Origin of the sequence: Halobacteriovorax sp. (assembly GCF_048381875.1) — a bacterium.
GTDB lineage: Bacteria > Bdellovibrionota > Bacteriovoracia > Bacteriovoracales > Bacteriovoracaceae > Halobacteriovorax_A > Halobacteriovorax_A vibrionivorans.
The window spans coordinates 173901-195558 of sequence record NZ_JBLXBP010000004.1 but is presented as its reverse complement, the minus strand read 5'-3'; the positions used below and the strand labels follow the sequence as shown (position 1 = coordinate 195558).

The 21658-nt window shown below is 36.1% G+C and carries 21 protein-coding genes; 6 read left to right on the top strand and 15 right to left on the bottom strand.

The features are described 5' to 3' along the window. Positions 1 to 92: 92 nt before the first annotated feature. On the bottom strand, positions 93 to 965 hold the full coding sequence (locus ACN5L8_RS13415) for a HEAT repeat domain-containing protein (RefSeq protein ID WP_114706204.1): 873 nt from the start codon (positions 963 to 965) through the stop codon (positions 93 to 95). 90 nt (positions 966 to 1055) lie between these two features. On the opposite strand from ACN5L8_RS13415, the gene ACN5L8_RS13410 reads away from it, so the two are divergent. After that, positions 1056 to 1601, top strand: coding sequence for a hypothetical protein (locus tag ACN5L8_RS13410; protein ID WP_419173273.1), 546 nt, complete (start codon positions 1056 to 1058; stop codon positions 1599 to 1601). Between the two features lie 124 nt (positions 1602 to 1725). On the opposite strand, the gene ACN5L8_RS13405 is transcribed toward ACN5L8_RS13410, so the two are convergent. Together ACN5L8_RS13405 and ACN5L8_RS13400 are read right to left on the bottom strand one after the other, a co-directional pair. Next, positions 1726 to 3051 (bottom strand): hypothetical protein, encoded by a 1326-nt coding sequence (locus tag ACN5L8_RS13405; RefSeq protein ID WP_114706202.1) that lies wholly within the window; start codon positions 3049 to 3051, stop codon positions 1726 to 1728. Then, positions 3052 to 4233 carry a thiolase family protein gene (locus tag ACN5L8_RS13400; protein ID WP_114706201.1) on the bottom strand — a complete coding sequence of 394 codons (1182 nt, stop codon included), beginning with the start codon at positions 4231 to 4233 and terminating at the stop codon, positions 3052 to 3054. Positions 4234 to 4315: 82 nt separating this feature from the next. Here ACN5L8_RS13400 and ACN5L8_RS13395 point away from each other — a divergent pair, with 82 nt between their 5' ends. Both ACN5L8_RS13395 and ACN5L8_RS13390 read left to right on the top strand, forming a co-directional pair. Further along, the gene (locus tag ACN5L8_RS13395; RefSeq protein ID WP_114706200.1) at positions 4316 to 4741 is read left to right on the top strand and encodes a hypothetical protein; all 426 of its coding nucleotides are present in this window, start codon (positions 4316 to 4318) and stop codon (positions 4739 to 4741) included. An 18-nt stretch (positions 4742 to 4759) separates the two neighbouring features. Then, on the top strand, positions 4760 to 5191 hold the full coding sequence (locus tag ACN5L8_RS13390; protein ID WP_114706199.1) for a FliG C-terminal domain-containing protein: 432 nt from the start codon (positions 4760 to 4762) through the stop codon (positions 5189 to 5191). Here ACN5L8_RS13390 and ACN5L8_RS13385 read toward each other — a convergent pair. The 7 genes from ACN5L8_RS13385 to glmU all read right to left on the bottom strand — a co-directional run bounded on the left by ACN5L8_RS13385 (position 5186) and on the right by glmU (position 14707). Next, on the bottom strand, positions 5186 to 5563 hold the full coding sequence (locus ACN5L8_RS13385; RefSeq protein WP_114706198.1) for a hypothetical protein: 378 nt from the start codon (positions 5561 to 5563) through the stop codon (positions 5186 to 5188). The genes ACN5L8_RS13390 and ACN5L8_RS13385 overlap by 6 nt on opposite strands. After that, complete coding sequence (locus ACN5L8_RS13380; RefSeq protein WP_114706197.1) at positions 5556 to 5999, bottom strand: Crp/Fnr family transcriptional regulator; 444 nt, start codon at positions 5997 to 5999, stop codon at positions 5556 to 5558. The genes ACN5L8_RS13385 and ACN5L8_RS13380 overlap by 8 nt, the downstream gene beginning before the upstream one ends. Next, positions 5980 to 6888 (bottom strand): hypothetical protein, encoded by a 909-nt coding sequence (locus tag ACN5L8_RS13375; RefSeq protein WP_114706196.1) that lies wholly within the window; start codon positions 6886 to 6888, stop codon positions 5980 to 5982. Before ACN5L8_RS13375 ends, ACN5L8_RS13380 begins: the two co-directional genes overlap by 20 nt. After that, the gene (locus ACN5L8_RS13370) at positions 6885 to 9134 is read right to left on the bottom strand and encodes a hypothetical protein (protein ID WP_114706195.1); all 2250 of its coding nucleotides are present in this window, start codon (positions 9132 to 9134) and stop codon (positions 6885 to 6887) included. The genes ACN5L8_RS13375 and ACN5L8_RS13370 overlap by 4 nt, the downstream gene beginning before the upstream one ends. A 17-nt stretch (positions 9135 to 9151) precedes the next feature. Beyond that, entirely contained in the window at positions 9152 to 11389 is a 2238-nt protein-coding gene (locus ACN5L8_RS13365) for an ATP-dependent helicase (protein WP_419173272.1), read from the bottom strand. An 18-nt stretch (positions 11390 to 11407) separates the two neighbouring features. Then, positions 11408 to 13237, bottom strand: coding sequence for a glutamine--fructose-6-phosphate transaminase (isomerizing) (gene glmS, locus ACN5L8_RS13360; protein ID WP_114706193.1), 1830 nt, complete (start codon positions 13235 to 13237; stop codon positions 11408 to 11410). 81 nt (positions 13238 to 13318) lie between these two features. Continuing rightward, positions 13319 to 14707, bottom strand: a complete 1389-nt coding sequence (gene glmU, locus ACN5L8_RS13355) for a bifunctional UDP-N-acetylglucosamine diphosphorylase/glucosamine-1-phosphate N-acetyltransferase GlmU (RefSeq protein ID WP_419173271.1) — start codon at positions 14705 to 14707, stop codon at positions 13319 to 13321. A 206-nt stretch (positions 14708 to 14913) separates the two neighbouring features. On the opposite strand from glmU, the gene lon reads away from it, so the two are divergent. The 3 genes from lon to ACN5L8_RS13340 all read left to right on the top strand — a co-directional run bounded on the left by lon (position 14914) and on the right by ACN5L8_RS13340 (position 18151). Beyond that, positions 14914 to 17337 (top strand): endopeptidase La, encoded by a 2424-nt coding sequence (gene lon / locus ACN5L8_RS13350; protein ID WP_419173270.1) that lies wholly within the window; start codon positions 14914 to 14916, stop codon positions 17335 to 17337. A gap of 61 nt (positions 17338 to 17398) precedes the next feature. Beyond that, positions 17399 to 17794 (top strand): response regulator, encoded by a 396-nt coding sequence (locus ACN5L8_RS13345; protein WP_419173269.1) that lies wholly within the window; start codon positions 17399 to 17401, stop codon positions 17792 to 17794. A gap of 3 nt (positions 17795 to 17797) precedes the next feature. Continuing rightward, positions 17798 to 18151, top strand: a complete 354-nt coding sequence (locus tag ACN5L8_RS13340) for a hypothetical protein (RefSeq protein ID WP_419173268.1) — start codon at positions 17798 to 17800, stop codon at positions 18149 to 18151. Positions 18152 to 18153: 2 nt separating this feature from the next. Here ACN5L8_RS13340 and ACN5L8_RS13335 read toward each other — a convergent pair whose 3' ends face one another. The 5 genes from ACN5L8_RS13335 to ACN5L8_RS13315 form a co-directional block, all read right to left on the bottom strand. Further along, positions 18154 to 18366: a hypothetical protein gene (locus ACN5L8_RS13335; protein ID WP_114706188.1), complete on the bottom strand. Its 213-nt coding sequence runs from the start codon at positions 18364 to 18366 to the stop codon at positions 18154 to 18156. Positions 18367 to 18513: 147 nt separating this feature from the next. Beyond that, positions 18514 to 19584, bottom strand: coding sequence for a PQQ-dependent sugar dehydrogenase (locus ACN5L8_RS13330; RefSeq protein ID WP_419173267.1), 1071 nt, complete (start codon positions 19582 to 19584; stop codon positions 18514 to 18516). Between the two features lie 45 nt (positions 19585 to 19629). Continuing rightward, the gene (locus ACN5L8_RS13325; RefSeq protein ID WP_419173266.1) at positions 19630 to 20994 is read right to left on the bottom strand and encodes an aldehyde dehydrogenase family protein; all 1365 of its coding nucleotides are present in this window, start codon (positions 20992 to 20994) and stop codon (positions 19630 to 19632) included. Positions 20995 to 21083: 89 nt separating this feature from the next. Beyond that, entirely contained in the window at positions 21084 to 21269 is a 186-nt protein-coding gene (locus ACN5L8_RS13320) for a hypothetical protein (RefSeq protein WP_114706185.1), read from the bottom strand. 191 nt (positions 21270 to 21460) lie between these two features. Beyond that, positions 21461 to 21658, bottom strand: coding sequence for a hypothetical protein (locus ACN5L8_RS13315; protein ID WP_419173265.1), 198 nt, complete (start codon positions 21656 to 21658; stop codon positions 21461 to 21463).

Below are 21658 nucleotides of genomic sequence, written 5' to 3'. Positions count from 1 at the left end.
TATTCAAAAATGCACTAATTTAAGTCGCAATGACTCAAATTGTGATTCATAAGTTACTGCAAATTCAATTTATTCTTTGAAGGATGTTATCACTATTTCAACGAATTTAAAACTTCCTTTGCAAGGCTGACAACTTTTATATCCTTCTCAATATTTATCATTTTTTCAACGCTTGGCGACATTTCGTTCCAACCGTACTTTTTCAACGCAGTGAGTACATTGTATTTAAGGCCACGGATCTCCTGTACAGTTAATCTTTTGCCTAAAGACTCATCATTTAGCATTAAAATCTCATTGATCGTTTTTTTCGCTTCATCGTTCTTATACGCGATTAATGCTGTAGCTGCGGCATATCTAACAGTGAAACCGAGCTCACTTTTAAGCTGATCAACAAATAAATTTTCTGTATCTTTCACTTCGTGAGTAGCAAGAGTCAGTATCGTCACCTGAGTTAGCGCCGCATCATCTCGTCCTAAAAAAGACTTTACGAGATCCCAGTTAAACAAAATACCCTTAGGCATTTTTGACAGTGCCACCATTGCATGAAAATTAATTTCAGGATGATTTTTATCTTTTAAGGCACTTTCAAGTACAGGAAGGCCTCCTTCATTACCAAGGGCCCCAATTGCCACAACAACAAAGTCACGAGTTCTTGGATCAACACTAGTTCGATAAACATCTTTTAGATTTTCTACAACCCAAGGAATATCTTCTTCTTCAATTGCTCCAGCAGAAATAACTTTTGAAAGCTCTAGTGCTGCAATCCACTTATTACCAAAGGTTTTCGACTTCATCTCATGGACAAGATCTTTATAAGAGTGATCATTTGAAAGCATTTTAGTCACACCAAAAATAATTAATGCTCCAACTAATACGATTGCAATAGGCACCATTAAAGAGCCCATTACCGGATTACTTTCAAGAAGTTTTTTATCTAGTTTATTATTTTGATTTTTCTCGCTCACGAAGAAATTGCCTTATAGTAAATGTTTTATTAAATATGAAATAAGAATTAGCAAATTAGAGTATAGTTGACAATTATAAAAGGTGAAATTATGGCCTATCTATTAAGAGGACTGATCGTTATCATGGTTGCCGCAATCGGCCTAACTACTTGCGTAGCACTAGGATTTATTGATGTAGGTATCAGTCACATAAAGTTGGCCATTCCAGCCTACCTTTATACAATCTTCGCACAAGCATTCGTAATGTTCTATTTCATTGGTGTTTCGAGACTTGTTAATAATATCAATCTGATTATTACGAGTGAAAAAAATCTACACGAGCTATTTGATGACGCACCGGCAGACCTAACTCCATATAAAGATAAAGTTAAACGCTATGTTCATAAAGCCGACCTGGCCAAGAGACAAACTATTCCTTGGACAATGCTCATGATCATTCTAGGAATGATTGCATTTTTCCTAGGTGGTGCCCATGACACTAATATGGTGGAAAAAACAACTCACTCAGGTGTTGCGTATGGGTTTATTGCCTCAATGCTGATTGGATTTGTTAGGCAATGGCACTTCCTTGGTCAGACTCACCAACTACTTCGTGAAGTAAAGACATTGTTTAGCATTCCAGATGGGCAAATGTAGTATCCAATTCATAGTCCTGTAATTCAACTTAAAAGTCCTCGAATCAACTTCGCATTAAAACTTGCCTTTGGGCAACTTTTAAACGCGTGTTGTAACAATGGGAAAGTTATCGAAATATAGACAGCTAGATTGTCTTAAGCCAAATAAATACCTTATTTTTACCAGGTGGATTACGACGTGTTCTTGTACGAGATTCATAAATAACAACAGCATCATCACCTTTAACTTGTGCCATGAAATCTTTTAAGTGAGATCTAGGAACATAGAGGTTGTAATAAAAACCACCAGGAACAGCGAGGCCAGGCTTTACGTTATCGACTTGTGTAACTTTATATAGATCTAAAAGTCTTGATAATCTTCGACGAGTTTCATCAGTATCAGCAGAGTTCATCATCACTCGATATACTTTTGTATTACCGTAGCGAGAATCACGATAACCACCACCTTTAATATCTTCTTCAAAAGACGACTGCTCGCGATCAGCAGACGAGATATCTCTTGGAAGTGTATCAATTGATGTTAGAACAACTTCTGATTCAACTTCATCACGTTCTTCGTCTTCTAATGTTTCACCAAGAAAGTTTTCTGAATCATCAACATTTTCAATATCTTTAATATCTAATTCAAATTGTGCAATCTGTTCTTGATCAGCGATTGTTTCTTCTGTGAATTTTAAACCTTCATTTTCCCAACGAAACTGTGGTTCATATACACTAATTTTATCCGCTAGATAACTTTCATAAGTTTTATTCGCATACTCAATGGCCCAAACAAGAAAAATAGCAATACCGACAAAGGCAAATATCTGTGCCATAGTTTGAATTTTTGAACTTAAGTTATCTCTTAACTTAATACGTGAAAGATTAAAATTTCTAACTTTAAAGTCTTTTTCCATCTTTCTAACAAAGTATACCCACTCTTGATAAAGTGTTACCTCCATTGAGGTTAGAATTTCATGGTTATGACTTCCTGAAAAAGTGAGATCCACGCCGAGATCATCGACTAACTTCTGAACTGTTGTAGATTTATTGCTTGAAAGGATATCGTTAATTGTAAAGTTACGGTTTATATACTCTTCATGTTCAGGAAAAACTTCAACAAAGAAGCTTCTTAAAAGAATTGCAATATCTCTTTCATTTTGGTGAAGGTTTTGTGCAAGCTCTTCAATTGTAATTCCACGTGAAATAAAAACATAGCAATTAAACTTATCTCTAAGCCAAATGAACCATGATTCTAGAGGACCTACATTTATATTTTCGATTAAATAAGTGAAGCGCTTAGAGATTTGAAATAAGGTTAAGTCCTCATCAAAGAAAGCCTGCCAAAATCTTTCAAAATCCTCACGGTACTTACCTTGCCACGTTACATTTTGAATATCGAGACAAAGCCAGTCACGAAAAGCTACATAATCATTATGAAAGAATTTTAATTCTTCACTTACCTTATTCATCTATACTCTTTTGATAAGGATACCAATTCCTTGGCCACCACCAATACATGCACTTGCAATACCGTACTCTTTATTTTCAGTTTTTAATTGATGTGCAAGTGTTGTTGTAATTCTAGTTCCAGAAGCAGCAAGAGGATGTCCTAGTGCAATTGCTCCCCCCCAGATATTTACTTTACTCACATCTAATGAAAGTTCTTTTAAACAAGCTAATGTTTGTGCAGCAAAAGCTTCATTAATTTCAAATAGATCAATCTGTGATTGTTCCATTTTATTATTTTCTAAGATTTGATTAATTGCTGGAGCTGGGCCAATTCCCATAATTGTCGGATCAACTCCAACGACTGTACCATCAATAATTTCTGCAATAGGTTTTAAACCATGCTCTTTTACAAAGTCTTCACTAGCAACTAAGGCCACAGCAGCACCATCGACAATTCCGGATGCAGAACCAGCAGTAACTAGGCCATCTTTTACAAAAGTTGAACGCAGTTTATTCATATCGGCCAAAGACGCATCAGCTCTTAAGTGTTCATCTTTTGAAACACTTCCCTTTCTGATTTCGACTTCACATATTTCTTTTTGTAAGTGTCCATCGTTATAGGCATCAGCTGCTCTTTGGTGAGAAAGTAGTGAGAATTCATCACAATCAGCTCTAGATACTTCATATTTCCCACCAAGGTTTTCTGCCGTTATCCCCATTGGGCAACCTGCATGTTGGTCAGTTAGGGCATCGAGTAGCATATCCACATTCTTAAGTGATCCGTATTTCGTACCAAAACGTGCACCATATGTTAGATGAGGAACCATCGACATATTCTCAGTTCCACCGGCCAGTACACAATTAGCTTCATCTAATTTAATTAACCTAGTCGCATCTAAAATTGCCTGAATACCCGAGCCACATAGTCGGTTAATAGTAATTCCAGGAGTCTTTTCATCACATCCTGCCTTTAAGGCCAAATGTCTTCCACCATACATAGTGTCAGTTGACGAAGGGACGACATTACCGAGAATTACCTGATCAATCAGCTCGGCCTTAAGACCAACTTCGCTAAGTAGTGAATTTGTGGCAGACACCGCTAGGTCCACAGGCTTAATATCTTTTAATGAGCCACCAAATTTACCAAATGGTGTTCGTTTTCCCTCTATTAAAAATACACGACGGCCTTTATTTAAGGACATATTTGCCTCCATTCACTTACGGTTAAATCCTTTATAAAATATATTAGGACGCTTTTAGGTCCTAGTCAAAGAAGAGTATATTATGTCTACAGAAATTAACCGTCAGCAGCTCGAAAGATTCAAGCAACGAGAATACAAGAGACACGCCCATCAATTAAAGAAGGCGAAGATCGAGAATAATCGTGAATATGAAAAGACTGAGAAAAAGCATCTTGCAGACATTAAAAGACTTAATAAACACTATGAAACTGAGATCAGTAGTCTTGAAAATAAGACGGAACTTAAATTAAAACAAATTAGAGACAAGCAATCTGAACTTGTTAAAGAAGAAAAAGAGCGCATGGAGCTTGAGCTTAATAATATGAAAAAGTCCCATGAAGCAAGGGTTGCAGAATTAAAAGAAACCCATGACAATCAGATTTCGCAAATGACAGAGTCTCACCGCGATACACTTGAACAAGCTCGCGAAAAATACATGAAAGAAAAAATGAAATGGGAAGAGGCTTAATCTCCCAAAGGAAACTAAATGGAAGCTAGCAAAGAAAATGGTGGAGTATTCATTAACGGTAAAGCTCAAATTATTGAAATGCTCAAATTTATGGGAGCAGAAGAAAGGGCAACGTTACTTAAAAATATCCAGATGAGAAATCCTACGCTGGCCAAAGAGCTATATGCTGAAAGTATCACATTCAATACTATTTACTCATTAGATGATATTGATTTAGCACAAGTCCTAAAGTTTATTAAGGCCCCAATTCTAGGTGTTGCACTTAAAGAGTGTGAAAAAACATTTCAGAAGAAAATTCTTACACTTCTTCCAAGAGAAAGTGCTGAAGAGGCATACTCTTACCTTGTAAAGAATCTTGGTGGAAACGAAACAAGAGATATTCAAAGGGCCAGAAAAAGAGTTACTGATACAATTGTTGCTCTTAATAACCGTGGAAGACTTAGCCTATAAATCACACTTATAATTAATTTTTCGATCATCAATACGGGGACAATTTTTAAGGTTGTCCTCGAATTTCTCTCTTAATTCACTCGTATTTAATTGTAGCTCCAACAACTCGATTTGAAGAAAAATTCCATCTTCACTAAGTTGCTCTAAACATTTTGCCTTAACAGAATACTCACAATCAGCAGGGTTTACTTTGGCCAGGGTTTCAAGTGCTTTTTTAAGACGATTTGAATCCCCTGCTTTCTCTTTTATCCAAGTATCGATATCATCACGGATACCATTACTATTTTGATCAACTCCACCTTGCCAATTAGTCTCTTCTTGCTGACAGCCTAAAAGAAAGACGAATAAAATTCCAATTATAAACTTATGCATTCATTAACTTCCTAAACTTGGCCTCTGCTTCATCATCAAACGAAAAATCACTACTTTTAGCAGTATCAAAAATCTTATGTTCAGCAAGAATATTTACAGCGCTATCTAAACGATCAATAGTCGTATTAATAATTTTCTTAAGCCATAACTCATTATTATCGATAATTTTTGCAACTTCACTAATAGGAATAGGCATAAGCTCCACCTGACCAACAGTAAAGGCTGACTCATCATATACACCGCGATTTATTCCACCTGAAACTCCAAGAAAGTCACCATTTTTATGAATTCCAGTTGGAACAAGACGTCCATTATGATCTTTTACAGTGACAACTGTACCAGACTTCACAAGAACAATATAATCCGCTTTTTGCCCTTCTTTAAAAATCAAAGACTCGGCCTCTAAAGTTGATAATTCATACGAGGTAAGTTTCATCTATTGCTCCAGAAATGGCCGTTCCATAACGTAGGCCGTAAGTTGAAAATTTTATTTCTCTTGGATTGATCTTATTTAAGATTGTTTGAGAACAAATCGCTCCAGATTGAATTGTCTTAGACCTTTTTCCTAAGAAAGAAAACTGCTTTCCTAATGCCTTTGCATCAACCAGTTGTATACGATCCACACTCTCATTAAAGTCAGCAAGTGCTAGTGAGAAATTATTAATTGCATCGTTTGAAAATTCATTGGCCCCAGAAAACATAAGAGCTAAGCTAGTTAATGTTCCAGCTACTCCAATAACATCGTAACCACTATAATCTTCAACATTATATTTTTCGAAAATAGCATCTAGGTTCTTTTTTAGTTCCCCGTCTTTGATCCAATCATCAACTCGTACTGATCCAATTGGAAGTGAGACTGTTTTTAATATTTCAAAAGGTTTTGGCTTAATAAGTATTAACTCACTTGAAGCTCCACCCACATCTAAGATAAGTTGTATCTTCGATTTTGATTTCATCATTTCATTTATTCCAAATGCAGTGTAATAAGCCTCACCTTCACCAGAAATAATTTGAATCTCTAAACCTAATTCTCTTTTTACTCTTGAGAAAAATTCTTGCGCATTTTTGGCAACTCGAGAGGCCTCTGTTGCAGTAACGATTATTTTTTCGCAACCAAGAGACTTACATTTATCTTTATATTCACTTAAAGCACGGAATGTATCTTCCATAGATTTATCTTGGAACACACCATTTTTATCCAGTCCTCTACCAAGTGCCGTAATAGTTGAAACTTCTTCAACGACTTCTTTCGTCTTTGTATTTAAAACTAATAGAAGAGTTGAATTTGAACCAATATCAATTGATCCAATTAAATCTTTACTCATTGAAATAAACCTTTAAATAATTCTTTTACTTTCTTTTTGTTCTTTTTAAGAATCTTATCTGATTCTTTCTTTAATAAATTCTTACCTGCATATTCAGCAAGCTTCTTTACTGTATATTCGTAATCATTTCTTAATTGGTAACCAACACCTTCTAAACGAAAAGGAATACTAGATGTACCATAATCTCTTTCAAGATCATGCTTCAAATCTGGTTTATTAATAACAACTTCTCCAAGTAGTTCACCAGTCGTTTTAAAGTCTATCTTTCCTTTACCTCTTAGAACGTAAAGGCCATCATCAATAATGACACGATACTCTTGAATTTGATGAAGACGATCATCAAAACGTCCTTTAAATGATATCTCATTTATTTTCCCATCAATTTGGAAATCCTTTTTGGCTATTTTTTCAACTTTTGAAAATAAACTGGTTAAGACCTTTGTCAGGTTTATTTTATTAAGTTTTGCTTCTTTAACTCTTAAATTAACATTAAAGTCGTATTCCTGGTCCTTAGTCTTTCCATCAATAGCACCACTTGCGCTTCCTTCTATTGAATCAATTATATTTTCAGGGATAAAGAGTGCAGCGCTTGAAATATCAACGTTCTTAAATGAGCTTTTGACTTGTGAAGTTTTTGAATTCTCTTTTATTTGAGAATCATAACTCAGCATCAAAGGAGCAATTCCAAGTTTTAACTTATTAGATCTGATCTTTAATTGTTTCCTATTAACACTAAGAGAAATTTGCCCATTTATAGGTGACTCTCCTAAGATGACATTTGAGAATCGAACTTTGGACTTTAGTGGAAATTGAGTAAAAATTTCTCCTTCAGTATTGGATAGTGACTTTTTACTACTTGTCTCACCACTTTCATCTTTATCTGTCTCGGAGCTTTTCTTTTCTTCCTCTCTTGGTCTGCTTTGTATCTGTGTAGGAATAACAACATCTTTTAAATGAACGTTTACAATAGATGTTTTTAAATAATCAAAACGATCAACTCCAAGTACATATGGTGTTGACTGGCCTATTTTTGCACTTCCCTCTAAAGCTTTGACCTCAATTGCAGAACGAATCTGCTTATTATTAAGATTATTTTTTACATCTAATTTCAAAGGGATATTATATGCAACAACATTTCCATTTACTGAAGTTGTAATATTTGGATTGAGCTTATTATTTTGACTGCTTAGCTTCCCTTCAACCTTAAGTCTTCCATCATTAATTAAAATGTCGAGAGTCGTTAAATCGATAAAGTAAGAGATAAAGTTTTTAAAATCTGTATCGAGATTTAGATTATGTAAAAATAGTCTTCCATTTTTTAAATCATAATCAAGTTTAGATTTCATAAATTGCTGCTCTTCAAGCGCAACAGCTAACTCCGATGAGAACTGCTTATCTTTTAGGCCACCATTAATCGTTAAAAGTATTTTATTTAAAGGCTTAATAAAAAGATTCGACTTTATATTTGTAATCGAGGCTTCCGCATTAAAGTCTAATCTCTTTTCTGTAAGCCACTTATCAAGCTTCGACTCCCCTAAGATTGCCAGATTAAAAGACATTGCATTTTGCTTATCTTTTAACAGGTCAAAACGAGACTTGAGCTCGAACGTTGTTGTCGTATTTAGACCGACATCTCTAAGGGCAAAACGATTAATAATAACTTCACCGTGATCACCATCTCTAAGAGCATAGTTTGCCTTAATATCATTGATATTTAAGTTGATACTTGCATTTGCAAAGAAGCCTAATGCTCCAAACGAGTCATTACTATCCTTACTTTCTTCTTTTGATGAAGCTTTGTTGCTTTCTTTATCTTCTGTTCCAAATTTAACAACTTCTTTTTTCTCTAAAGAGTTTTCCCAATTGGAGCCCTTTTTAAATTCAATATAGCTGACTTCTGGTTTGTTAATGTTAATGGAAATCGTTCCATAACCTAAAAGCATCGTCCAAAAAGGAACTTCAACTTGTAGATTATCAAATGAACTTAAAGGAAGCTTTCTTCCAGCATGAGGGTAAAGTATTTCTACTTTTCTAATATTTACCTTAGAAGTTACTCCTAGCGAGTAATCAAGAGATTGCGTGAAAACTTGTGCATTAGGAAGGGCCTTTTGTAATTGCTCAGTAAAGACTTGCCTAATAGCATCTGGTTTCAAGTTTCTCTTTGCCACAAAGAGAATAATCGCTGCAAATAATACAGCGGCTCCTAAAAATAAAAAAATTATTTTTAATGGTGACTTAGTTTTCACATACCCTCCAATGGTATTTAGATTAAAGTCAACGGTGCGAACTTTGCCATAAACTTCTTCTGTGCACCATCATTAAACTTAATTGTTACTTTTTCATCCCCACTTGGCCCAATACAATCTAAAACAGTACCTTCACCATAGAGAGAGTGAACAATTTTTGATCCTTTTGGATAAGTGGCCTTCTTTTCTTGCATTTTTTTTGATGCCGATGAATCCACTCGATAAACCGGCTCATCATCATAAACAGGATCACATAGATCATCCCAATCATCTTTTTCATTGGCCTGGATTCCACCACCAATTTTTCTCCAAGTATAGTATTTGTTTGGGATCTCTTGGATAAAGCGACTAAAACCATTAAACCTTAGCTGACCAAAAAGCATTCGCCCTTGAGCAAATGTAATATACAAATGTTTCATGGCACGAGTCATGGCAACATAGAAAAGTCTACGCTCTTCTTCAATTGCAGCCTCTCCATTTTCCATTGATTGGTAACTAGGAAATACAGTCTCTTCGACTCCTGTAACAAAGACGTATTCAAATTCAAGACCTTTGGCCCCGTGAATAGTCATTAAAGAAACTTCCCCCTGATTCTCTTCTTCTTTTCCAACGACAGAGTTATCTAGAGTAATCGTTTCAAGAAAAGTACCAAAGCGACTTTCTGGGTTCTGGTCTTCAAATTGAGTAAAAGCACTACCTAGTTCTTCAAGGTTCTCCATTCTCGCCTGAGACTCATAATCCTTTGATGCTCTTAGCATCTCCCAATATCCCGACTCGTAGAGAAGTTTTTCATATACTGTTTCAAGTGGTTCACCTTGATCATGAGCTATCTTAGCTTCAGTAATTAGGTGAACAAATTGTGACATTGAGGACTTAACACGAGATGATAGACGAATATGTTTAAAATCTTCAGGGTTATCAACAATTCTATTAACAACTTCCCAAAGAGAGCTATCTGTCTTGATTGCTTCTTCTTCTATTTTTCTTAAGGTTGTTGCCCCAATACCACGTGTTGGTACGTTTATAATACGACTTAAAGCAAGCGAGTCCTTATCATTAACAAGTAACCTAATATAAGCAATAAGATCCTTAATCTCTTTTCTTTCATAGAATTTGATTCCACCAACAACTCGGTATGGAATATTAGATTTTCTTAAAGCATCTTCAATCTGGCGAGACTGAGAATTAGTACGATAAAAAACAGACATTTCATCATAACTAGCTCCATGCTCATTATGAAGATTAATGATTTCTTTTGAAACAAAGTCTGCTTCTTCACGATCACTAGAACATTCAATTATGTCGATAGAGTCTCCTTCCGGATTATCTGTCCACATACTCTTTCCCTTACGCTGGGTATTCCGGGAAATAACTGCTCCAGCTGCTTCAATAATATTCTTTGAAGAACGATAGTTTTGTTCAAGCTTTAGAATTTGAGCATCGCTATAGACTTCTTCAAAGTCTAAAATATTTCTAATATCTGCTCCACGCCAAGAGTAGATCGATTGATCCTCATCTCCAACGACACAAATATTACGCCTTTTCTTTGCAAGCTTTGTCACAAGATCAAATTGCGCGCGGTTTGTATCCTGATACTCATCCACTAAGATATAACGAAAACGATCCTGATAGCGCTCAAGAACTTCAGGAAATTTTTCAAAAAGCTGAATAACTCCACCAATTAAGCCACCAAAGTCAGTCGCATTGGCCTTATGAAGCTCTTTCTCATAATCAAGATACATATCATAGAAGATGTCATCATCTTCAACTTCATAATCTTTATCTGAAATATCTCTATCTGGATAATGACCGTGATTTTTCAAGTCCTCAATGAAGTACATTACTTCAAATGGAGATGTTTCCTTTTGAGAGATACCTCGGCGATTTAAAATTGCTTTAACCACACTCTTTTGTTCGGCCGTATCGTAAATTGTAAAATTACGACTTAGTCCTAGGTAATTGGCCTCTGCTCTTAGAAGTCTTGCACAAAAAGAGTGAAATGTTGTTACTTGAAGTGCCCCAACATCACAACTAACATCGCGGCCGACACGGTCACGCATTTCCTTTGCTGCTTTATTTGAAAAAGTTAAGGCCAATAATTGAAAGGGAGAAATATTCTTCTCTTCTAAAAGGTACGCTATCTTCGTTACTAGAGTTCTCGTCTTTCCAGACCCTGCACCAGCAAGGATCATCATTGGGCCATCAATCTCTTTAACAGCTTGTCGTTGTTGAATATTGAGGTGATCTAACTTCATTAAAATTCCTATTTCGTCTTACTCAACTGTAACTGACTTCGCCAGGTTTCTTGGCTTATCAATATCTGTACCTAAATTTTTAGCAATGTAATAAGCTAACAGTTGGTTTACAACATTTACATATAAAGGAGCTAGGTCTCCTAGTCCTTCAAAATCTAATTCAATATAATGGTCTGATACTTCTTTAAGCTCGTAACGATTCTTAGGACCAATTGAAACGATAAGCCCCTTACGTGCTTTAATTTCTTGAATATTTGAAACCGTTTTTTCAAATAATTCTTCACCCACGAGAGCAACATTTACTTTCTCTTCATCAATAAGAGCGATTGGCCCGTGCTTTAACTCACCAGAGGCGTAGCCTTCAGCATGTACGTATGCGATTTCTTTAAGCTTAAGTGCCCCTTCCATAGCGATTGGAAAATATGCTCCACGACCAGTATAGAAAAATCCCTTATGCTTATAGATTGCATCCGCAACATCTTTAATTGGTTTTGTATTATCAAGTAATTGCTCAACTCTCTCAGCTAATAAGCTGTATCGAGAAGCTAAAGTATTTCTTAGTTCATCATCAATTCCACCATGCGCTAGAACTTCAGAAAGAGTCTTTCCCGTAAGGACTTGTTGAGTGAATGCTTTTGTTGAAGCAACACCAATTTCAACACCTGCGCGAATCATAAGATTTACATCACAATCACGATATAGAGTTGAACCTTCTGTATTAACAATAGAAAGTGACTTAAGGCCCTTCTCCTTACACATTGATTGGGCAGCAAGAGTATCTGCCGTCTCCCCTGATTGAGAGATAAACATTGCTAACTCTTCTTTATCTAGTATTGGATTTCGGTAACGAAACTCACTAGCAATATCAGCAAAGCAGCGAACGCGGTTTTTTGATTCAATATAGTCTTTAATTACTAAGCCTGCATAAAAGGCCGTACCACAGGCAGAGATATTAACTGCTTTCATAGGAAGCTTTGTCGCTTCTTCTAAGCTTTCTTTCCCTTCACCTTGAAAATAATATTGAGTAAGTGAGCGGATTAGTTCAGGCTGCTCATAGATTTCCTTAAGCATATAGTGCTCAAAGTCACCTTTAGAAGCTGGATCATGATCAATCGTTTGCTCTTTAGACATATAGCGATGACATTTTTCACCACTAAGCTCATAGAAGTTTAGTAGTTGATTATTTTTAACACTTAAATGACAAAGAACACCGTCTTCTGGAAAATAGATACGTGTTGCCATACCAGCAAGAGCATAAGGGTCACTTGAAACAAAAACTTCCGAGTTTACTTCATTACTCCCACATACCAGAGGTGCACCTTTTTTAATGGCAAAGATTTCATCTGTTTCGCGGTTTAAAACAACAAATGCAGAGAAGCCTTCAATTCTTTCAAATGATTTTACAATCGCCTCGCGAATTGGAGTTCCCTGGCGTTTATGATAAATAAGAAGTCCTAAAAATGTTTCAGAGTCAGTTTCAGATTCAAAATAGATTCCTTGACCTTTAAGTTCTTCACGAATTTCAGATGCATTTTCAATGATTCCATTGTGAACCATAGCAATACCATCTTTCGTAGAAACGTGAGGGTGAGCATTGTAATCGGTTACTCCACCATGAGTGGCCCAACGTGTATGACCAATGCAAGATCTGGCATGGATATCTTTTCCTTCAAGCTCTGCTTCAAGGTTAGCTATTTTTCCTTCTTTCTTATAAACGAGGAGCTTGTCATCATTATTAATGAAACTAACTCCAGCTGAATCGTACCCTCGGTACTCTAGTCTTCTAAGTCCTTCTAGAACAACGTCAACTGAATTTGATGGCCCTAAATGCCCAACAATTCCGCACATAGTCACTTCCTTATATGTTTAAAACAATACTAATTAGGAAAAGATACCATTTTGCAGGCGAAATTAAAATTTTTGGATGACTTATTTATCTGTTTTTTTCTTAATGAAACGCTTTGCCATGCCTTCTTTCGTCTCTTGACGCCCTCTAGCAATAGCAAAAGATCCATCAGGCATACTTTTATTGATCGTAGAGCCTGACGCAACATAGCACTCTTTCCCAATTTCAATAGGAGCAATCATTTGTGTATCAGAGCCGATGAATGAACCATCACCGATTATTGTCTTATTCTTATTGGCCCCATCATAATTACAAGTAATGAATCCGCAGCCAATATTTACACCATCACCAATTTCAGCATCTCCGACATAACTTAGATGAGACACAGCAGACTTCTTACCAATATTTGACTTCTTTACTTCAACAAAGTTTCCAAGCTTTGCCCCTTCACCAATATTACTTCCAGGTCTAAGTTGTGCCATTGGTCCAATTGAAGCACCTTTTGAGACCTTTGAGTCAGTAATATATGAATTGGCCTTAATAATGGCACCGTCTTCAATAATTGAATTCTTTATTGTCACGCCTTGTTCGATAATAACATTCTTACCGATTACTGTTTTGTCATCGATAAAAGCATTTTGAAATAGATGTGTTCCTTGACCAATATTCTTCGAATAACAATACGTATGAGAAGGATCTGTAAAACGAACCCCAGCTTCAAGCATTAAGAAGCGTGCAATTGAGCGTCTTAAGTAGATATCCGCTTGAGAAAGTTGAATTAAGTTGTTTACACCCAAAAACTCACGAGGATCTTCAAATAGAAGTGGTGTAACATTTGCTTCAGGAGAGAATGTGTCCGTTAAGTAAAATTCTCCAGACTTATTATCATCAGATAGATTAAAAATATGATCCATTAAATAAAGAGTCTTAAAGATATAAAGACCAGAGTTAACTTCATCAATTTGTCTTTGGTCATCATTAGCATCTTTCTCTTCTACAATTTGAAACCCATCCCCTTTACGAACAATGCGTCCATAACCAGCAGGGTTTTCTGCCGTAAAAGTTGCACATACCGCATTAGAGCCTTTCTCTATTTCTTCAATTAAAATATTAACTGTTTCTTTCGTAATTAAAGGCGTATCAGCACATGTTACGATTGTGTAATCATACTCACGTGAATTATCGAAGTTATTTAAATATGTTTGGACTGCATGACCAGTGCCTAGCTGCTCTTTTTGATAAACATAATTAATATTTTCAAAGCGTTCATTAACATGGCCTTCCACCAACTCACGCTGGTGACCAGTAACTAAAGTGATGTCACCAAAATCTTTAAATGTATCGATTACATAATCGACTAATGTGTTTTCGTGAAGTGGCGCTAGTGGTTTTGGGATGTCCATCTTAAGTCTCGTTCCCTTACCTGCAGCAAGAACAACAATTGCAACTTTTTTTGATGAATTATCTGACATATTTAATCTCCTAATAACCGACTATAAAGGTCCACTTACTCTTTATGGAATTACAACACATTAACTAAATCATAGCAAAAAAATCAGTTAAAAAACTCAAAAAAATCACGCATTTTCGCTCTTTTTATTAAAGAGTTTTTTTTATTGCCCGATGTTATTTAAGAACATATTGCCTATATTGCGCCGACCTGTTGGAGGAAAGATTTATGGTTACAAATTACGAGGGTGAGAACATTGAGTTTAAGGAAGAATTGGCCCTCTTACCAATCCGAGACTTAGTTATTTATCCATTTATGATTTTACCTCTATTTGTTGGTAGAGAAGCATCAATCAAAGCTATTGACCATGCTATTAATCATTCAGATAGATTAATATTATTATCAAGCCAAAAAGACATCGTTGCAGAACATCCAGCCCCTGAAGAAATTTATGAGCTAGGAACAGTTGCCATGATCATGAGAATGAGAAAGCTGCCTGATGGACGTATTAAAATTTTAGTACAAGGTCTATCTAAAGCGAGAATTACTTCTTTTGAACAACAGTCTCCTTTCTATGTTACAAAAGTTGAGAAAGTTGAAGATGTTATCGCTGATAATGCAAATATTGCAACAACTGCTCTTATGAGAACGATTAAAGAGCAGCTTGAGAAAGTTATCCAACTTGGAAAAGTTCTTTCTCCAGATATTCTAATGGTACTAGAAGATATTACAGATCCTTCTAGACTTGCAGACCTTATTGCATCAAATCTAAACCTCCATGTTTCAGAAGCTCAAACAATTCTCGAAACACTAGATCCAGTTGATCGCCTACATGCAATCAACGATATTCTAAATCGTGAATTAGAGATTCTAATGATGCAACAAAAGATGAAGAACAATACTTCATCTGAATCAACAAACCAAAGAGATGTTTTCCTTAAAGAACAGATCAAGGCAATAAAGTCAGAACTTGGTGATGGGCAATCACAAGAACAAGATGAATTCGCAGAGTTTAAAAGAAGAATTGATGAAGCGGGTATGCCAGAAGATGTTTTAAAAGAAACAATGAAGCAATTCACTAGACTCGAAAAGATGCACCCAGATTCATCAGAAGCTAGCATCATGAGAAATTATATTGAGTGGATGTGTGATCTTCCATGGAATAAAAAGTCGCAAGAGCACATTGATCTTAATGCAGCTCTGGAAATTCTAGACGAAGACCACTTTGAGCTAACTAAAATCAAAGAAAGAATTCTTGAGCACCTAGCAGTTAGACAACTTAAAGGTGATGATATGAAAGGGCCAATCCTATGTTTCCAAGGTCCTCCTGGTGTTGGTAAAACATCACTTGGGAAGTCAATTGCTCGTGCAACAGGAAGAGAGTTTGTTAGAATTTCTCTTGGTGGTGTAAAAGATGAAGCTGAAATCAGAGGTCATAGAAGAACTTACGTTGGAGCAATGCCAGGTCGTTTTATTCAAGCGATGAAGCAAGCAAAAACTAATAACCCTGTGGTTCTACTTGATGAGATTGATAAATTATCAGGTGACTACAAGGGTGATCCTTCAGCAGCACTTCTTGAAGTACTTGATCCTGAACAAAATGTTGAGTTTAGAGATCATTACTTAAATGTACCATTTGATCTTTCAAATTGTATGTTTATTGCTACTTCAAATATGCTTGAAAATATTCCTGGTCCACTTAGAGATCGTATGGAAGTTATTAACCTTTCAGGTTATACAAGAGAAGAAAAAGTTGAAATCTCTAAGAGATACATCATCCCTAAGCAAATGGATGAGAACGGTATTAACGATGAGCACGTTGTCTTTACTGATGAAGGTGTAGAAAGTGTAATTGAGCACTATACTTCAGAAGCAGGTCTACGTAATCTTGAAAGAAGAATCGGAACTCTTTGTCGAAAGGTTGCAATGAGAATTGCAAAAGGCGAAATGGCAAAAACACATATCGTAAAAGATACTGTTGTTAAATACCTAGGTCCACCTATCTTTGTAAAAGAAGATCATAAAGAAGATGATGAAGTTGGAGTATCAACAGGACTAGCTTGGACATCTCATGGTGGTGAAGTTCTCTACATTGAGACAACTAAGATGAAAGGACAAGGTCTTACTCTTACGGGTCAACTTGGTGACGTAATGAAAGAGTCAGCAAAAACGGCAATTAACTACATCCGTTCTCGTGCACTTTATATGGGAATTGATGAGGATATTTTTGAAAACCATGAATTTCATGTTCACTTACCAGCTGGTGCAACTCCAAAAGATGGACCAAGTGCCGGTATCACACTAGCAACAGCACTTGTATCTAATTGCACAGGTGTTCCAGTAAGTCGTGATGTAGCAATGACTGGTGAGATTACTCTTACAGGAAAAGTTCTTCCAATTGGTGGCCTAAAAGAAAAGGCCCTAGCTGCTCTTAGAATGGGGATTTCTACAGTAGTTATTCCATGGGGTAATAAAAAGGACTTAGTAGATATTCCAGAGAACTTAAGAGAGAAAATCAACTTTGTACCTGTTAAAACTATTGATGAAGTACTCGATATAGCTCTTGTCGGATGGCATGAGTACAAAAAAGAGGTTCATCAAAAAACAGAGAAAAAACATCAAGAAAAAACAATGGCCTCAGAGGCTGCATAGAAAAGAGGGCCTAACTGGCCCTCTTTTTTTTTAGGTAAGTATCACTTAAAATGAGAGATGTATGGAAAAAACAGATCTAAAAATAATGATTGTGGATGACTCAGAGATGGCAAGAACATCAACAAAAGATATTCTTGAGCAAGAAGGTTATGAGGTCGTTGCCACTGTAGGAAATGCTCAAGAGGCCCTAAAGCTGTCTTTTGAATTAAGTCCAAACCTCTTCATAATTGATGTTGTTATGCCGCAAGTAAGTGGACTTGAATTGGCAGAGTCAATCGTTAATAACTTTATGGATGCTAAGGTAATTATGATGTCCTCTCTTGATATTGAAACTGTATGTATCGACTCAATATCAACTGGTGCACAAGACTTCTTAGTAAAACCTTTTAAAAAGGAAGATTTGCTGAAGTCTGTTGAAAAAATGATGCACGATATGATCCAAGAACAAGCGAGCTAGAAGATGATTCGTTTTGCAATTTATTTTACAGTTAGTTTTTTAATATTGGCCTTTCCTGTAAGTCAGAAGAAAACAATCTTTGAATCAATCAATAAGCCACTGCGCCCTTATACACAAAAAGTTTATTCTACGATTTCTTTTTATTTAAATACAAGCCTATCAGAAGGCAAAGAAATGACAGTTAAGTTATTTAATAACACTGCTAAGAAAGTTGATTATGTAAAAAGAGAATCTTCAGGTGTGACAAAGGAACAAATAAAGAGAGCTGAGGACCTCGACGCTCTTGATGAGTATCAACATGGTGAATACACTGTTGAAGAACGCGAGGCCCTTTTAAAAGTATTACGAGATAATTAAGCTTACTGACTAGTTGCTGAAGAGTTATCACTCTCAATAACACTACCAGCAGATTTCGCAATTAACTCATCTACTTCTTTCATTTTTTGCTTTAAATCTAACCCTCTAGTTAAACAAATTGAATCATCAAAAGTTTCTGTTGGTGTCTCACGTGGTGCAGACAGAACATAACTTGTTAATAGTGATAAAATTGATACTAAAAATAGCTTTTTCATAATACTTCTCCTTTGCTAGTCACTAATATTAATGCATAACATGTGCCAACTTACGAGATAGTAATATTAAATACTTACGGACATAAAAGCGTAAAAAAGATAGACATTTTTTCATAGGTGTTCATCTTTTAAACAACTCATAAGTCTCTAGTTTTTAAGTACTTTCAATATCTTTCCAGAATCTGTGGTGAGGTAGATTTCTCCCGCTGGAGAGACCCTTATTTGCCTCATTCTCTCGTCTAAATCCTCTAGATAGACTTCTTGCTTAACCACTTTTTCACCCTCTAAAACAAGCCTTCTGAGGTGTTCACTACCGAGGGCCGCAAGTAAGACATTTCCTTTCCAGTCTTTATATTTCTTACCGTTATATATGGTCATACCAGAAGGAGAAATACTTGGTGTCCAATAGACAATTGGTTGCTCCATACCGGCCTTTTTTTCCTCGCCTATACTAGGTCCCCAGTATTCTTTACCGTAGGTAATGATTGGCCATCCATAATTGAGCCCAGGCTTGATTAGGTTTAACTCATCTCCACCACGAGGACCAAATTCACAGCTAAAAATTCTCTTATTAGCATCCATAAAGATCCCTTGAGGATTGCGATGCCCATAACTCCAAATCTCTTTTAATGCGCCCTTTGTTTTTTCAAAAGGATTTCCTTTAGCAGGAGTTCCGTCGAGATTTAACCTAAGGATCTTACCGTTGTGATAATTAAGTTTTTGAGCATAATCCCTTTCACCTCGATCACCAACAGTCATAAATAAATAGTTATCTTTGAACTGTAAACGTGAACCAAAATGTCTTGAAGTATCACTATATACCTTAGTTTCAAGTAGTACTTCTGGACGAGATAAACTCTTATCCTTGTACTGCGCTCTAGCAAGAATCGTTGCAACCGTTTTGCCGACCTTTCCAGAATAAGTGTAATAAGCATAAGTTTTTTCACCGATATTCTTAATCACGATATCAAGCATCCCCCCTTGTCCTGAAGCAACGACTTTAGGTGCTATTAAGGACTTCGTCTCTTTAGTAAGAAAGTTGTGATATTTAATCTTACCTTCTCTTTCGGTGAAAAGAATTTCATTTTCATTAATGAATGTTAGACCCCAGATGATTTCATTGGTTTTAAAAACTTCTTTTGCTTTAACATTGGACTTAGCAAAGGAGTAGAACGGATTTAACAAAGTGATAAAAATAAAGAATGCTAGATTTTTCATAAGAAAATTCTAGCATGCGATTTCCAATAAATAAGTAAAATAAATTTAACTGATTAAGTTCATCAACTTTCTAATAAATGATTCTTTCTTACTATATGGTGGATAGCGTAAGTCATTTTCTAAGAAAAAGGCCCTATTCATAACAGACTTGCGATGAGAGAAGAGTTCAAAAGAATGCTCCCCATGGTAAGCTCCCATTCCTGACTCACCAACACCTCCAAATGGAAGTTGGTCATTTGACAGATGAATGATCGTATCATTAATTACCATACCACCACTGCTAATTTCATTGATGACACGATTCTTTTCACTTGTTTTATCAAGAAATGCATAACATGCAAGAGGCTTATCATGTCTTTTTACGTAAGCGATTGCTTCATCAAGATTATTGATATTCACAAGAGGAAGGATTGGTCCAAAAATTTCATCCTGCATAATTTCACTTGATTCATTTGCTTTTAAGAATGTCGGTGAAATATATAAATCGCTCTTATCAACATCTCCACCAATAAGAACGTCATCTTTTTTAACAAGAGCATTTAAACGATCAAAATGTCTTTCATTGATGATGCGTCCATAGTCAGGACTATTCTTAACATTGTCGCCGTAGAATTGGACTAGGTATTTCTTTGCTGAATTAATAAATTCGTCTTGATCCTCTTTGCGTAAAAGAACATAGTCAGGAGCAACACAAGTTTGACCTGCATTGAAGAACTTACCCCAAACAATTCTCTTGGCCGCTAAATCAAGATTCTTAGTTCCAACAATCGCTGGAGACTTACCGCCGAGTTCTAGTGTTAGCGGTGTTAAATTCTTAGCTGCTGCGGCCATGACAATACGACCGACATGGCCATTTCCTGTATAGAAAATATAATCAAATTTTAAATTTAATAACTCAGTCGTTTCATCAACACCACCTTCAACAACAGCAGCGATTTCGCTATCAAGGGCACTTGATATGAGTTCATTTAAGATGCTAGAAGTATTGGGGGCAATCTCAGATGGTTTTAGAATAACTTTATTACCGGCCGCAATTGCTCCAATCAAAGGAACGATGGCCAATTGAAATGGATAATTCCACGGAGCGATAACTAGAACCTGCCCATAGGGCTCAAAATGAATACGACTTTTAGCAGGCATAAAAGGTAACGGTGAACAAACCCTACGTGGCTTCATCCACTTTTTTAGCTTCTTCTTTACAGTTTTAATTTCGTGTAAACAAAAATCGATCTCAGATAAAAAAGACTCAAATCGAGGCTTTCTCAGATCAGCTTTTAATGCATCTATGATTCTCGGCTCTAAGTCCTTTATCCTCTCTTCTAAGGCTTCTAAAACTGATATGCGATCATTATAACTAAGTTCTTTTCGCCCTTTCTGAGCTGTGTATATCGTTGCTATATTATTGTCCATGGGCCAAGTATACTAAAAAAGCCTAGTTCGTGACTAGGCTTTTTATAAGGAGTGCGGGTAAATTTTTGAGTTTGGTTTTGTTGTGCTTCTTACTGTCCTGTTGCAGAAGATGAAGATGAAGAAGTCGAGCCTGAAGCTGCTGGAGCTGCACTCTCAACGCTTGCAACGCTATCACTACTTGCATACATTTCATCACAATTCGTTTCTGTCTCAGATAGAGCTAATACGTTTGTGGCACTTAAAACTAATAAAAATACTAATGTTAACTTTTTCATAATTCCCCCATTATGGTTGTGTGTTTCTATGTCTTATATAAAGCAAGGGAAGTGCCAACTTTTTCTATGTAATATTAGACAGTTAAGAGCGTTCCAAGTGTAGATTTTTATACAGTGATCACTTTTTAGTCAAAAAAAAGGCCCTCTGATAAAGAGGGCCCATTCATTATAATCGATTTTAATAACTTCTTTTACTGACCATCACCTGTAGAAGATGACGTATCTGTTTGAGAACTTTCTCCAGACTCAGAGTCAAGAGTTAAGCAGTTATCACCACTTTCACACTTAGCCTCGTTATTATTTGCATCACAAGGAGTTGGCCCCTCTGACATTTCTGCTTGAACAGAAAGAGTACTCATAAGAAATAAAACCATTAATAACTTTTTCAT